The 14,049-nt window shown below is 60.8% G+C and carries 11 protein-coding genes; 6 read left to right on the forward strand and 5 right to left on the reverse strand.

What is annotated here, in order from left to right:
* Positions 1-44 precede the first annotated feature (44 nt).
* The 3 genes from lpdA to DFT_RS18325 are packed head-to-tail and all read right to left on the reverse strand — an operon-like array spanning position 45 to position 5,576.
* Entirely contained in the window at positions 45-1,457 is a 1,413-nt protein-coding gene (gene lpdA / locus DFT_RS18315; protein WP_054032723.1) for a dihydrolipoyl dehydrogenase, read from the reverse strand.
* Positions 1,458-1,459: 2 nt separating this feature from the next.
* Positions 1,460-2,746, reverse strand: coding sequence for a 2-oxoglutarate dehydrogenase complex dihydrolipoyllysine-residue succinyltransferase (gene odhB / locus DFT_RS18320; protein ID WP_054032724.1), 1,287 nt, complete (start codon positions 2,744-2,746; stop codon positions 1,460-1,462).
* A 52-nt stretch (positions 2,747-2,798) separates the two neighbouring features.
* On the reverse strand, positions 2,799-5,576 hold the full coding sequence (locus tag DFT_RS18325; RefSeq protein ID WP_369688337.1) for a 2-oxoglutarate dehydrogenase E1 component: 2,778 nt from the start codon (positions 5,574-5,576) through the stop codon (positions 2,799-2,801).
* A gap of 358 nt (positions 5,577-5,934) precedes the next feature.
* Between DFT_RS18325 and DFT_RS18330 the strand changes: the two genes are divergently transcribed.
* Positions 5,935-6,495 (forward strand): HD domain-containing protein, encoded by a 561-nt coding sequence (locus DFT_RS18330; protein WP_054032725.1) that lies wholly within the window; start codon positions 5,935-5,937, stop codon positions 6,493-6,495.
* Between the two features lie 18 nt (positions 6,496-6,513).
* On the opposite strand, the gene DFT_RS18335 is transcribed toward DFT_RS18330, so the two are convergent.
* Together DFT_RS18335 and DFT_RS18340 are read right to left on the reverse strand one after the other, a co-directional pair.
* Complete coding sequence (locus tag DFT_RS18335; RefSeq protein WP_054032726.1) at positions 6,514-8,163, reverse strand: B12-binding domain-containing radical SAM protein; 1,650 nt, start codon at positions 8,161-8,163, stop codon at positions 6,514-6,516.
* A 427-nt stretch (positions 8,164-8,590) separates the two neighbouring features.
* Positions 8,591-9,736, reverse strand: a complete 1,146-nt coding sequence (locus tag DFT_RS18340) for a sigma-54-dependent transcriptional regulator (protein WP_054032727.1) — start codon at positions 9,734-9,736, stop codon at positions 8,591-8,593.
* Positions 9,737-10,347: 611 nt separating this feature from the next.
* Between DFT_RS18340 and DFT_RS18350 the strand changes: the two genes are divergently transcribed.
* From DFT_RS18350 to DFT_RS18370, 5 genes are all read left to right on the forward strand, one after another.
* On the forward strand, positions 10,348-11,187 hold the full coding sequence (locus DFT_RS18350; RefSeq protein ID WP_054032729.1) for a hypothetical protein: 840 nt from the start codon (positions 10,348-10,350) through the stop codon (positions 11,185-11,187).
* Between the two features lie 169 nt (positions 11,188-11,356).
* Positions 11,357-11,839, forward strand: a complete 483-nt coding sequence (locus DFT_RS18355; protein WP_054032730.1) for an arsenate reductase/protein-tyrosine-phosphatase family protein — start codon at positions 11,357-11,359, stop codon at positions 11,837-11,839.
* On the forward strand, positions 11,836-12,141 hold the full coding sequence (locus tag DFT_RS18360; protein ID WP_054032731.1) for a transcriptional regulator: 306 nt from the start codon (positions 11,836-11,838) through the stop codon (positions 12,139-12,141). Before DFT_RS18355 ends, DFT_RS18360 begins: the two co-directional genes overlap by 4 nt.
* A gap of 264 nt (positions 12,142-12,405) precedes the next feature.
* Positions 12,406-13,341 carry an ABC transporter ATP-binding protein gene (locus DFT_RS18365; protein ID WP_054032732.1) on the forward strand — a complete coding sequence of 312 codons (936 nt, stop codon included), beginning with the start codon at positions 12,406-12,408 and terminating at the stop codon, positions 13,339-13,341.
* A gap of 4 nt (positions 13,342-13,345) precedes the next feature.
* Positions 13,346-14,047 carry an ABC transporter permease gene (locus DFT_RS18370; RefSeq protein ID WP_054032733.1) on the forward strand — a complete coding sequence of 234 codons (702 nt, stop codon included), beginning with the start codon at positions 13,346-13,348 and terminating at the stop codon, positions 14,045-14,047.
* The last annotated feature ends 2 nt before the right edge of the window (positions 14,048-14,049 follow it).

Below are 14,049 nucleotides of genomic sequence, written 5' to 3' on the forward strand. Positions count from 1 at the left end.
CGCGTATCCTCCTGTCTGGTTCAGTCAAACGATCCAGCGCGCGGTCAAGAGGCGTAGATCGAACATTTGCGAACGGCCATGGCGGCCTCCTGCAACGCCTCTGAAAATGTGGGGTGGCCATGGATGGTACGGGCTATATCCTCGGAGCTGGCTCCGAATTCCAGGGCCAGGACACACTCGGCGATCATGTCCGCGGCCCGGGGTCCGATGATATGTACGCCCAGGATGCGATCGGTCTTGGCGTGGGCGATGAGCTTGACGAAGCCGTCGGTCTCGCCCATGCAGCGCGCCCGGCCGGCGCCGGTGAACGGATAGCTGCCCACGCAGTGGGGGATGTCGCGCTCCTTGACCTGTTGCAGGGTCAATCCCACGCTGGCCACCTCGGGCCAGGTGTAGATCACCGACGGGATGGCGTCGTAGTTGACCTCACCGAAGCGGCCGGCCATGTTTTCCACCGCGGCGATGCCTTCGGCCGAGGCCTTGTGGGCCAGCATGGGGCCGGGAACCAGATCGCCGATGGCATAGACGCCCGGCACGCTGGTCTGATACCCCTCGTCCACCAGGATGTGGCCGCTGCGTTCGTCGGTCTTGATACCCAGCTCCGAGAGACCCAGGTCCTGGGTCAGCGGCCGGCGGCCCACCGCCACCAGAAGCCGGTCGAAGTCGAGGGTCTCGCGCTGGTCGTTTTTCTCCACGGTGACCTCCACCTTGCGACCGCTCGTCTTGGCCTCGACCACGCGGGTCTCCAGGCGCATTTCCAGTCCCTGCTTGCGCAGAATGCGGTCCAGGGTGCGGGCCACCTGGCCGTCGAGGCCGGTGCCGATCTTGGGCAGCATCTCGATGACGGTGACCTTGGCGCCCAGCCGCAGCCAGACCGATCCCAGTTCCAGCCCGATATAACCGCCGCCCACGATGCCCAGGTGACGGGGCACTTCGTCCAGGGTCAGTGCTTGGGTTGAATCGACGATGCGTTCCCCGTCGAACGCCAGTCCTGGCAGCTCGACGGGCGTGCTGCCGGTGGCGAGCAGGATGTTGCGGGCGGTCGCCTCCCGGGCCTTGCCCTTGTCGCCCTGTATGCTCACGCGTCCCGGCGCCGTCAACCGCGCGCGACCCTGGATGATTTCCACCTTGTTGCCCTCGAGCAGCTTGCGCACGCTGTCGGTCAGGTCGGCCACCACCTGGTCTTTGCGGGCCATCATGGCCTTCAGATCGAGGCTTACCTTTCCGGTCTTGATGCCGTGGACCGCCAACCCCTCTTTGGCCAGATGATAGTATTCGCTCGAATCGAGCAGGGCCTTGCTGGGAATGCAGCCTTCATTGAGGCAGACGCCGCCCAGTCGCGACCGCTTCTCGATGCAGGCCGTTTTGAGGCCCAGTTGGGCGGCGCGCACGGCCGCCACGTATCCGCCGGGGCCGGCGCCGATAATGATCAGGTCATAATCGCGGGTCTCTGCCATGGCTACACCTCCAGCAGGAGCCGTTCGGGATTTTCCACCAGCTCCTTGACGCGTTTGAGAAACGTGACCGCCCCGCGCCCGTCCACGATGCGGTGGTCGTAGCTCAGGGCGAGGTACATCATGGGCCGGATGACGATCTGCTCGTCGACCACCACCGGCCGCTTTTCGATGCGGTGCATGCCCAGGATGCCACTCTGGGGCATGTTGAGGATGGGGGTGCTGAGCAGCGAGCCGTAAACGCCGCCGTTGCTGATGGTAAACGTCCCGCCCTCCAGGTCGGCCAGTTCCAGACGATTCTCCTTGATCTTGGTCACATAGTTGACGATAGCCTTCTCGATCCCGGCGAAGCTCAAACGCTCGGCATGGCGGATCACCGGCACCACCAGGCCGCGCGGCGAACCCACGGCCACGCCGATGTGCTGGTAGTTGTGGTAGACGATGTCGCTGCCGTCCACGAAGCCGTTGACTTCGGGAATCTCCCGCAGGGCCGCCACGCAGGCCTTGACGAAAAAGGACATGAAGCCCAGTGAGATGTCGTGCTTCTCTTTGAAGGCATCCTTGTACTGCGTTCGCAGGACCATGGCGCGGCTCATGTCCACGTCGTTGAAGGTAGTGAGCATGGCCGTGTTCTGCTTGGCTTCGAGCAGCCGTTCTGCGATGCGCTTGCGGATGGGCGACATGGCCTTGCGCACCTCGGCCGGTTCGCCTTCCCGGCCCAGCTCATCCGGCGGCACACACTCTTCGGGTACGCCGGCGGGCGCCTGTTCCATGGCCAGAAGCACATCGCCCTTGGTGATGCGGCCGCCCGGGCCGGTGCCCTTGATCCTGGAGAGGTCGATGCCCTTCTCGGCGGCCAGTCGCCTCACGGCCGGGGCATACTCACCGGGTGCGGTCGCGGGTGCGGGGGCTTTCTTTTCGGGACTTGGCGCCTTCTTTTCGGCCGGCGCAGGCTTTTCCTCGGCTTTTTCCGGCTTGGCCGCCTCGCCCGCTTTATCCCGGCTCTCCTTCTCTTCGGGCGCCGCATCCGGCTTCTTTTCGGCCGCCGGTTTGGCGCCTCCGGTTTCTATGGTGGCCACCACGGTGCCCACGGCCACGGTCTCACCGGCCTGTACCTGTATCTTGAGGGTGCCGGACGCCTCGGCAGTGACTTCCAGGGTCACCTTGTCGGTTTCGATAACGAACAAGGGCTCGTCCTTTTCGACCACATCGCCGTCCTGTTTGAACCATTCGGTCAGAACGGCCTCCTGTACCGATTCTCCCACGCTGGGGATTTTCACCTCGATGGCCATTGGCTCTCCTTATCGGTCATGTCTCGATGTCGTTGATGCTTGAACGTACCCCTTATCCCGCACTCTTCGCGCCGGCGTCGTATGGCCCCACCGCCTCGTCGGAAAGGGCCGCCTGCTGCTTCTTGTAGAGATTGGGGAAACCGGTGGCCGGGCTGGAAGAGGCCTTGCGCCCCACATAGGTGAGGGCATGGCCGACCATTGCCTCGAGGCGGGACCGCACGAACTGCCAGCCGCCCATGTTCTCCGGTGCCTCCTGCACCCAGGTCCAGGACTCGGCCGACGGATAATTGGCCAGCACCGCTTTGAGCTGTGCTTCGGGAAACGGATAGTACTGCTCGAGGCGGATGATGGCGACTTTGCTCGTCTCCAATTCCTCCCTCCGCTGCAACAGCTGGTAGAAGATCTTGCCGCTGCAGAAGATCACCTTGCTCGCCTTCTCGGGGCGCACCGGATCGTCCAGCACGGCCTGGTAGCGCCCGCCGCTCAAGTCGGCAAGGGTGGAGACGGCCTGGGGATGGCGCAGCAGGCTCTTGGGGGTCATCAGCACCAGGGGCTTGCGGTAGGCGGCATGGACCTGGCGGCGCAGCAGGTGGAAATACTGGGCCGGGGTGGTCAGGTCGCACACCTGCAAGTTGTCGTCGGCGCAAAGTTGCAGGAAGCGCTCCAGCCTGGCGCTGGAATGCTCGGGGCCGAGCCCTTCCCAACCGTGGGGCAGGAGAAGGACGAGGCCGGACAGGCGGCGCCACTTCGTTTCACCGCTGGCGATGAACAGGTCGATGATCCCCTGGGCATTGTTGGAAAAATCGCCGAACTGGGCTTCCCACAGCACCAGCTTGTCCGGCGAAGCCAGCGAATAGCCGTAGTCGAACCCCATGACACCGACCTCGGAGAGCGGACTGTCGTGCACATCGAATCGGGCCGCCCGCTCTGAAAGGTGGTGAAGCGGCACATACGGCTCGCCGCTCTTGCGGTCGAAAAGCACACTGTGGCGCTGACTGAAGGTGCCGCGGCCGCTGTCCTGACCGCTCAGGCGGATGGCCGTCCGCTCTTCGAGCAGACTGGCAAAGGCCAGGGCTTCGGCATTGCCCCAATCGATGCCGCTTCCCTTTTCCACGGTTTCCCGGCGGCGGCGCAACAGCAGCTTGATCTTGGAATGGGGCGAAAAATCCTTGGGCAGGGTGTTGATCCGGCGGGCAAGATCGATCAGCGTCTCTTCCGATACGCCGGTGTCGACCGCTTCATGGGTGTATTGCCCCGTGTAGCCGTCCCACTCGCTGTAGAAACGTCCCTCGGGAAATGGACAGGCGCTGTTGCGCACTTCGTCGTAGGCGGCCTCCATGCGTTTGAGGACGTCTTCTTCCATCCGATCCACCACGCCGGCGGACAGCACCTCGGCTTCGATCAGCTGATCGGCATACAGCCGGTGCAGGGAGGGGCGCTCGCGGATGCGGTCATACATCAGGGGTTGGGTGAAGTAGGGCTCGTCGCCCTCGTTGTGGCCGAATCGGCGGTAGCAGACCACGTCGACCACCACATCCTTGCCGAAGGCATATCGATAGTCAACGGCCAGCCGGATCACCTGCACCAGGGCTTCCGGATTTTCACCGTGCACGTGGAAGATGGGGACCATGAGCATCTTGGCCAGATCGGTGGTGTAGCGGGTGGAACGGGCATTTTCCGGCAGGGTGGTATAGCCGATCTGGTTGTTGATCACCACGTGCACGGTGCCGCCGGTACGGTAGCCTCTGAGCTGACTCATGTTGAGCGTCTCGGCCACCACTCCCTGGCCGGCAAAGGCCGCATCACCGTGGATCAGCAGGGGCAGCACCTGCCGTTGCCCATTTTCGCCCCGCCGCTCCTGGCGGGCCCTGGCAATACCCAGCACCACGGGGTCCACCGCTTCCAGGTGGCTGGGGTTGTTGACCAGCAGCGCCTGGATGCGGCCGTCGGCCCCCAGGTCGATGTCGCCTAAGTAGCCGTTGTGGTACTTGACGTCGCCGGCCCCCACCAACTGGCTGCTGTCATAGCAATTTTCGAACTCGGCCAGGATCTCCTCCACCGGACGGCCCAGGATGTTGGCCTGTACATTGAGGCGGCCCCGGTGGGCCATGCCCAGCACCAGCTCCTCGGCACCCTGACCGACCGCCCGACGCAGCATCGCGTCGAGCATGGGGATGATGCCGTCCCCGCCTTCCAGGGAAAACCGGGTCACGGCCAGGTACCGCTTGTTTAGAAACGCTTCGAACATGGCCGCATCGGTCAGTTTTTCGAGCAGATGGCGCTGCGCGTCGCGCGAGAGGTCGATCCGGTTGCGATTGGGTTCCATGCGCTCCTGGAGCCAGCGCCGTTCGTCCGGGTCCTGCAGGTGCATGTACTCCACACCGATCGAACGGCAATAGGTCTGTTTGAGGATCTGGATGATCTCCTTGAGCGGGGCCTGCTCGACAAAGGCAAACTGCGGTGTGGCATAGACCTGCTCGAGATGACCGGCGGCGAGCCCGAAAGCACCGAGGGAGAGCAGGGGATGTTCGGTGGGGCAGGCGCTCAACGGGTCCATGCAGGCGAGCAGATGGCCCAATTGACGGTAGCGCAGGATCAATTCCCCCACCTGCCCCTCGGCTGGGCCGGTGGGGGGTGGCTGCGGCGTGCCAGTTCCGGCTTCGCTGCGCTGCCTGCCCATGTCGAAGCCGTAAAAAAAGACGCGCCACTCGCGGCCCACCGAATCGGGGTCACGGCGATATCGCTGGTATTGATCGTCGATATAGTCGAGGTTGAGTGTTTCGGGTATGGACATGGTGTCATTCTTCTGATGGGTTGATGGCATGGACATGGGCGGCAAGGTTGGCAACCCCTTACCGTCCGGACGTCGTCATGGCCCTGTTTCAAGGCTGCTGGGATCAAAAGCGAAGAAGAACCAGTGGCAACGTGCAAATGATAAGTAAAAGGACCAGAAGTGTCAATTGGAAAGGCGAACGGCCGCCTCAGCTGATGTTCGTAAAATCTCGTAGTTGGTGCGATATCGTCGAACCGAAAAACATGCCGGGCCCCACCGGTTCCGGATCCGGATCACCCGGCCGTCAGAATGGCCTTGTCGTATGCGCCGGCCCTCGGTTATAGTGATCATCGACACACCGGTTGCTGTGTCATGAAACTCAATGCGCGACAGTGCTGGCAGGAGCGAACCGCCCATGCGTATTCCCCCCAGGTCCGAGTGTATGCACATGTTGGCCGACATGGAGATGCCGCCGCACATCAAGGCCCACTCCATGCTGGTGTGCCGCGTGGCGCTGCTGCTCACCGACGGCCTCCTGTCGGCAGGGGTCGCGCTCAATCGGCCCCTGGTGAAAGCCTCGGCCCTGCTCCACGACATCACCAAGCCGCGCAGTTTCACCACCGGCGAAAACCACTCCAGAACCGGTGGTGAATACCTGGCTGGCCTGGGTTATCCGGAAGTGGGCGACATCATTCGGCAACACGTCATCCTGGATGCCTATTTCAAGGAGGAAGCCCCCTGCGAAGCGGAAATCGTCAATTACGCCGATAAACGGGTGCTTCACGACCAGGTGGTCTCGCTCAAGGAGCGCATGGTTTACATTCTCCACCGCTATGCCAAAACCGAGGAACACCGCCGATGGCTGCAGGAGGTGTGGGACCAGACGCTTCGATTGGAAACACGCCTGTTCAGCTACCTGGCCTACGAACCAGACCAGGTTTGCGAGCGGATCGACGGAAACCCGCCCAACGAATAGGACGAGCAGGCCCAACACCTACTCGCATCCGAACTGATCTGCATCCGGACATGCGCCTCTCAGGCACATACCTGCCACACCATCGATGAACGCCCGGCAGAGCGCGGCATCCACCTCGTGGGCATAGAGACGGCCGTCCTTGTCGATTCCCCTGATCACGCCATCTTTCAGGAAAGCCGATAGAAGCATGCGGCCCGCGCTGTCGCGGTCAATGTCGGGAGTAATTTCAGCCGGCGGCGCTGCCGGTGCCGGCAGGCCGTGTCCCATGTCCAGCCGATGTTTCATGTAATTGAGAATACGCCCCAAACGGAGCAGGGTGACGGTCTGGCGACGGTCGGTGGCGTGTTCCAGGGGCAGGGTCGATGCCCGCCACAAGCCCGGGCGGTCCGGCAATTTCCCGCGTTGGCGGCACCATTGGTAATCGGCGCTGCCCGGCGCCGGATAGAAGACCGACACGCCGGCCAGGACCGGCCGCCGGGCCAGGAAAAGAAGGTCGGCCAGAGATGCGAACGGATCCTGGTCCGGACCGCCCACGATCAGGTAAGCCACGCTGTGCAAGCGCTCCCGCCCCGCCGCCGACAGCACCCGGTCCAGGTCCGCACTCAAATCGGGCCGTCCGAAGCGCCGGAGCTGTCCTTTATCGGTGGTGATCAGGGCGAAATTCAGCGCCTTGAACCCGACGCGCCTCATTTCCAGGAGCATTTCGCGGTCCAGGGTGGGCACGAACATGCCGTTCATGGCGCGCAGTTCGGGCAAGCGGCCCTTGAAATAATCCCCGATGGCGCCCAACAGGGCCATGAACCATGAACGGTCCGCGGTCAGGTGTTCGTCTTCGAAATCGATGAAACCCAGGGGGGCGATCCGGTCGGCGGCCTTGATCTCGGCCATGACCGCATCGACCGAGCGGGCCCGAAATCCATGATAGGTGGAGGCATTGACCGCACAATAGGTACAGCGCATCGGACAGCCGCGGCCGGCCGACAGGGCCAGGCTGCCTTTGCCGGAGCGACGGTAAAAGCGCCAGTCCAACAGATCGAAGGCCGGCAGAGGCAAGCCGTTCAAATCATCGACCACCGCCGGCGGAGAGGCGATCAGGGCGCCTTTCGGGCCCCGCCGCACCAGGCCGGCAACGGTCTCCAGATCCCCGCCGTCGCGCAAGGCCCGGGCCAAGGGGGGTAGTGTCGCCTCGCCGTCGCCGCGCAACACGAAATCGACCGCCGGATGGCGCATGACCGCCTCCGGCAGCACCGAGGGGTGGTGCCCGCCCATGACGATGGTGGCGTCCGGGCAAAATTTACGGACCGCCGCGGCCGTTTCCAGGGCCGTGTGGCTGTAAGCGCTGAAGAGCGATGAGATGCCGATGAGGCGGGCGCCGGAATGCCGGGCTATGTGTCCGATGTGCTCGAAGCTGTATCCGAAATGGCGGAAATGGTGAAACAGGGCGAACGGGGAACGGTCCTCCCGCCCGTAAAAGGGTTTCAAGAAGGCCATCTCGCCGGGCCATTCTATGATGCGGGCCTTATCGGTGGCCAGGGAATCGAAAATGGCGACGCTGAATCCCTCCTTGCGCAGGGCACCCGCAATACATGCCAAACCGTATGGCATGGTGCGCTTGGCGGTCAGATAAAAGTCGCGGATCGGCGGCTGGATGAGCAGGATGTCAGGCATGGTTCATAGGTATACCGAAGTCAAAGCGTCAAAGCTGAAACCAGCTCGAACTGAAAGCTATTCATTAAACCCGGCGTGGGTGGAACGGGTGGCCGATGCCACACGCCAAGCGGTCAAGTGCCGGTAAAATGCACGGCGGGCGGCCCAGAAACTCGCTGCGCTCAAACAGTCTGGGCCGCTTGTCCGCCGTTTGCATTAAACCGGCACTACATCGCATGGCTCACATGGCCCTGGCCACCTGCTCCACCCACGCCTGCCAAACTCGTTGCGATGAAAATGTCTTCATTGAATCAACGCAGAATCCGATTTGGGGTGTACCCCCAACTGCTGAAACGGCTGAGCGCGCCGGAGTCAAGGCGCCGGAGGTGAAGCTGTAGTGCCCTACCGCGATCCTCCGGCAACGCCGAATCTGGAGTGCTCATCCGTCTCAGCTCATTTTGGAGATGGTTGAGAACGTCTGTATCTCCGCCGGCAGGTCCGCCGGCTGGATGGACTCTTCGACACCCAGGGCCAATGCCCGATCGATCACGTTCTGCAGTTGGATCAGGTTGCCCGGCCAGTGGTAATCCATGAGGATATCCAGTGCTTCGGGAGAGACACCGATGGTGCGGCGATTGTGTTTGGCGCAGGCCATATGGATAAAATGGTTGATGAGCAGGCAAATATCTTCGAGCCGTTCGCGCAGGGGCGGCAAACGGAAGACGACGGCATTTAGCAGGTCGAAAAAGTTCTTCTTCAGGGCGCCGCTGGCGATCACTTCGCCCAACTCCTTGCTGGTGGCGGCGATCACCCGGGTGGTGGTGCCCTCCTTTTTCTGCTCGTCTTTCAAGGCCTGCAGAATGGAGAGACGCAACGCGGGCGCCAGGTCCGCGATTTCATCCAGGTAGATCGAACCTCCGTGGACCTTTTGCATCAGGGCCCTCACATGGCTGACCATCTCCTCCTCGGGCACGCCATCGGTGATGCCGCTGCAGTTGACCGGAACGAAGGCGTTTTCCCGTCGTTCGCTCATAGAGTGAATGGTGCGCGCCACCAACTCCTTTCCGGTACCGCTTTCGCCCTGAATCAGGACCATGGGGTTCTGCTGGCTGACGGTTTCGAGGAGTTCATAGACCTGCTGCATCGGCGGACTGATCCCGATCAGTCCATGGAATCGATGACGCTGCTGCCCTCGTTTGCGCACCAGGGCTTTCTTGTCCTTGACCTTGCGCTCACCGGTGATGCGGTCGATGATCAGCTTGAGGTGGTCGAGCTTGAAGGGCTTTTGCAGGTAATCGTAACTGCCGAATTTCATCGCCTGAATGGCCGACTCCATCGAACCATAGCCCGTGACGATGATCACCTCGATGCTGGGCTTGTATTGTTTGACGGCCGCCAGCAACTCCAAACCGTTGAACTCGGGCATTTTGTAATCGGTGAAGATGATGTCGATATCCTGATCCTTGACCAGGTCGAGGGCCTTCATTCCACTGTCGACCGTAGTGATATCATAGCCTTGCATTTGCAGATACTGCTCGACCATCATCAATATATCTTTGTCGTCATCTACAAAAAGAATGCGGCAATCAGTCATAGTTGTTCTCCACGGCGGAACAATGACGAGTGGTTTGGGAATGCGACCGGCAGTGGCGATATCTCCGTCGGTTGTCTCACAGGCAACAGGGTGGTGCGTTCGATCGGTCCGGCACTTCCGCCGGGTCTTCACGCAAAGGGATGCCCGAATCTGGCAAGCGTCTCCATGGCCCGATGGAACAATTTATAATGGACCGCATAAAAAAGATCAAGCACGGATCGGGGAGGACAACGAATCAAGCTGATTGTGATTCATTAAACCCGGCGCGGATGGAACAGCTGGCCGATGCCACACGCCAAGCGGTCAAGTGGCCCTGGCCACCTGCTCCACCCACGCCTGCCATTCCCGTTGCCATGCGAATCTTTTTATCAAACGCCTCTTGCAATGCATGCCCGTCAAGGTGAATCACATTCAGTTAGAATTGATGGTCCGGATGGTATGCGGATTGCAATATCCAAAAAATGAAAATGCCGGGCTTCGGCAATGGGGCCAACAACGAAAGAGTCCGTTCACAAAATTATCCAGGTGTATGATTTTGGAAAAATGAATTGGACATCAGGGGCGGTGAAATGCCCCAGCGGCCACACGCGCGGGAAAAGGGGTGTCAAAAAATGATCGCACAATTGACCTGCAGGCTTCTGGCCAAACGCTCGCATGCACCGCTGCCGGCTCTCCTGGGCCTCGAGACAGAGGATCATGGGAGCCAACGCTCGTTGAACCGCTATTTTTTTGCCTCGCCGCTGACCACCCAAAGACTCGCCATTCTGAACAACATGGTGGGCGGCAGCAGCCTGGTGATTGTCGTAATCGGCGAACGGGGCAGCGGCAAAACCACTTTGATGAACCGTTTTCTTTACGATGCCGGCAATCGATGGCAGGCCGGCCGAATCCGCCTGAAGCGCCGGACAAAATGCCGTCTCGACCCTTGGCGCAATCTGAATAACCGCATGGTCTATTTGTCCCGCAACGACACGCCGCCGTCGGTGATCGTGGACGATGCCCATCAGCTTTCGCCATCGGAGTTGAGACTGCTGCTGCAGTCGGCCTTCGCGCCGGACGGCCGGCGGAAACTGCAAAGCATCGTCTTGTTCGCCGAACCGGAAATGCGCCGACGTTTTGCGGAGATCGCCCAATGGTTGCCGCCCAAGACGGTGATCGAAAAGATCTTTGTGGCCGCACTCACCGAAAAACAAACCAAAGCCTACCTGGAACACCGCATGAAGGTGGCCGGTTTCCTCAAACGGCTGCCCTTCAGTGCGGATCAAATCCGCGCCATCCACCAGGCATCGAGGGGCCTGCCCGGCTGGATCAACGGCGAAGCGTTCATGCAGCTCAAGCGCATTTGCGGCGTCAATCGAAACGAACTGACCAACGCCTTGAAGCGCTGGTGCATGCCCAAGGCATCGCGATTCAAGTGGTTCGACAAGGTGTATGCACTGACACGCGATTAAAGATCCGGCCAACCCGCTCCTGGTCCGTTTCGCCTGCATCCGGGAATGGACCCGCCCCGGGCCGGCCCCTTTTGTGGCCAAGGCCGTTTTAGAATGTTCCATCGCGTTGACAGGCCGGTAGCGGCGGCTTATCATCGAATCTTTGCCTTAAATCGAAGGATGGTCCGACATGTTCGATATCTTGATGGTGTGCACCGGCAACATCTGCCGAAGCCCCATGGCCGAAGGGTTGTTGCGCCATCTGCTGCCAACGGAGCTCAGACACCATGTGCGCGTCTCTTCGGCCGGCACCTATGCCATGCACGGCAATCGAGCGGCCCCCCATGCGGAGGCCGTCATGGCCAGGTCGGGAATCGACATCAGCGACCACCGGGCCCGGATGGTGAGCCCCGATCTGGTGCGTCGGGCCGATTTGAGCCTGGCCATGGCCCAGGAGCACCTGAGGACGCTGCGCGGCATGCTGCTTTTCGGCAAGAGCAGTGTGAAGTTGTTGACTGCCTTCTCGACCGATCCGGATCAACGGGACCGCGACGTGGAAGACCCCTATGGCGGGCCTTTGGAGATGTACCAGGCAAGCCTGAAGGTCATTCAACCCGCGGTGGAAGGGCTGGTCGAGTGGCTTCTGGCGCAGCCCGGCATTACGGAAAAATGAGCCAAACCATCCGACAACGCATCATCGCGGAACTCCGGCAGCGGGAGATGGATCTTTACCAAATCGCCCAACTCCTCGGAATGACAGAAAAAGAGACCCTTACCCATCTGCCGCACGTTCAGAAATCAGTGACCGCCCAGGGCGGCCGACTCCTGGTCAGACCCGCCCGCTGCGACGGATGCGGCTATGAATTCACGTCGCGGCAGCGGCTGGCACCGCCGGGACGCTGCCCGAAATGCAAACAATCGAGAATCTCTGGACCGTGGTACGCCGTGAAGCTTCGGGGCCAACCCGAACGATGACCGACTTTTGTAACACGCCACGTTCTTGTCACATTTCTGTTGGAATCGCTGGATGACTGCTGGGGCTATTGACACCCCGGCCGATATCCTCTATTAAAAACAACTTCATACGATACCCGAAGGGGCATGCGAAACAGTGACCGGCCGCGTATTCGGTCAGACCTGAATACCACCTCCCGAAGCGGTCGAGAAAACCCGTAAAAAATATTCTGATGAGAGACATGCACGATTTCACATCGCCTGCTACAAACAAGGAGACCACGAATGATCCATGTTGAAGGCCTGACTAAATACTACGACGATTTTTGCGCCGTGGATCACATCGACCTGGACATCAAGGGGGGCGAGATCGTGGGGCTGCTGGGCCCCAACGGCGCGGGCAAAACCACCACCTTGAGGATGCTGACCGGCTATTTCCAGCCCTCGGCCGGGGACATCCAGGTAAAATCGCATTCGATCTACGAAAACCCGCTGGCCATCAAGCGCCTGATCGGCTATCTGCCCGAATCGGCCCCTTTGTACAAAAGCATGATCGTCTATGACTACCTGGACCATGTGGCGCGCATCCGCGGCCTGTCCGGGGAGGCCAAGCAACGCCGCATCGTCGAACTGGCCGATATGTGCGCCCTGCGGGGCATCATGCACAAAACCATCGACACCCTTTCCAAGGGGCTCAAACAGCGCGTGGGCCTGGCCCATGCCATGATGAGCGACCCGGAGATTCTCATCCTCGATGAACCCACTTCGGGACTCGACCCCAATCAAATTGTGGAAATTCGTGAAATCATTAAAAAGATTGGACGGGAAAAGACCGTCATTCTCTCCACGCACATTCTCAGCGAGGCCGAGGCCACGTGCGACCGCATCGTCATCATCAATAAGGGAAGAATCATTGCCGACGGCAGCACCCAGCAGCTCACTGCAAGCAAGGACGGCGAATGCCAAATCCAGCTCGGCCTGATGGGTGTGGCCGCCGACGAGGCAGTGGCGCTCCTGAAGACGGTGCCCGGTGTGGACCGGGCCGCGGCCCTTCCCATCGACACGCCCGGGATCGTGCCCTGCAGCGTGGTCAGCCGGGCCGATCGAGACATCCGGCCCGACCTGTACGCGGCGGTCAAAGCCACCGACTGGGTCCTTGTGGAGTTGAGCCAGGAGACCAGGAACCTCGAAACCATTTTCCGTGAATTGACCAGGGAGTAGCGACATGCGCCAGGCACTGCTCATTTTCAGCAAAGAGTTCAAGGATTATTTCGTTTCACCCATCGCCTACATCGTCATCGCCGTCTTTCTGATCGTCACCGGCTGGCTCTTTTTCTCCACCTTCTTCATTTTCGATCAGGCGGACATGCGGCGGTTTTTCAACCTGCTGCCCTTCATCTTCGCGCTGGTAGTGCCGATCATCACCATGCGGCTCTTTTCCGAGGAGATCAACGTCGGCTCCTACGAACTGTTGCTTACCCTGCCGGTCACCTTCCGCGACATCATCATCGGCAAGTTCCTGGCCGCCGTGGCCTTTGCCGGAGCGATCCTGGTCCCCACGCTCTCCTATGCGATTTTCATCAGCGCGGTCGGCGATCTGGACTGGGGCGCCACCCTGGGCGGATACCTAGGCGCCATCCTGCTGGCCGGGGCCTATGCCGCCATCGGCCTGTTCGCCTCGTCGCTGACCCGTAACCAGATTATCGCCTGCATCGTGGCCATGGTCATCTGCGTGACACTGGCCATCATCGACCAGATGCTCTTTTTCTTTCCGCAGACCATTCTGGATGTCATCACCTTCATCAGCGCCAGCGCCCACTTCAACAACATCGCCAAGGGAATCGTGGACTCGCGCGACCTGCTCTACTTTTTGAGCGTTGCTTTCCTGGGACTGTATGCCACCCATCTGTCGATGGAAGAGAAATAGTA

The sequence above is a fragment of the Desulfatitalea tepidiphila genome, from assembly GCF_001293685.1.
Taxonomy (GTDB): Bacteria; Desulfobacterota; Desulfobacteria; order Desulfobacterales; family Desulfosarcinaceae; genus Desulfatitalea; species Desulfatitalea tepidiphila.

Coding starts and splice junctions, on each gene's coding strand:
- lpdA (WP_054032723.1), bottom strand. CDS start 1,457: ATGGCAGAGACCCGCGATTATGACCTGATCATTATCGGCGCCGGCCCC.
- odhB (WP_054032724.1), bottom strand. CDS start 2,746: ATGGCCATCGAGGTGAAAATCCCCAGCGTGGGAGAATCGGTACAGGAG.
- DFT_RS18325 (WP_369688337.1), bottom strand. CDS start 5,576: ATGTCCATGCCATCAACCCATCAGAAGAATGACACCATGTCCATACCC.
- DFT_RS18330 (WP_054032725.1), top strand. CDS start 5,935: ATGCGTATTCCCCCCAGGTCCGAGTGTATGCACATGTTGGCCGACATG.
- DFT_RS18335 (WP_054032726.1), bottom strand. CDS start 8,163: ATGCCTGACATCCTGCTCATCCAGCCGCCGATCCGCGACTTTTATCTG.
- DFT_RS18340 (WP_054032727.1), bottom strand. CDS start 9,736: ATGACTGATTGCCGCATTCTTTTTGTAGATGACGACAAAGATATATTG.
- DFT_RS18350 (WP_054032729.1), top strand. CDS start 10,348: ATGATCGCACAATTGACCTGCAGGCTTCTGGCCAAACGCTCGCATGCA.
- DFT_RS18355 (WP_054032730.1), top strand. CDS start 11,357: ATGTTCGATATCTTGATGGTGTGCACCGGCAACATCTGCCGAAGCCCC.
- DFT_RS18360 (WP_054032731.1), top strand. CDS start 11,836: ATGAGCCAAACCATCCGACAACGCATCATCGCGGAACTCCGGCAGCGG.
- DFT_RS18365 (WP_054032732.1), top strand. CDS start 12,406: ATGATCCATGTTGAAGGCCTGACTAAATACTACGACGATTTTTGCGCC.
- DFT_RS18370 (WP_054032733.1), top strand. CDS start 13,346: ATGCGCCAGGCACTGCTCATTTTCAGCAAAGAGTTCAAGGATTATTTC.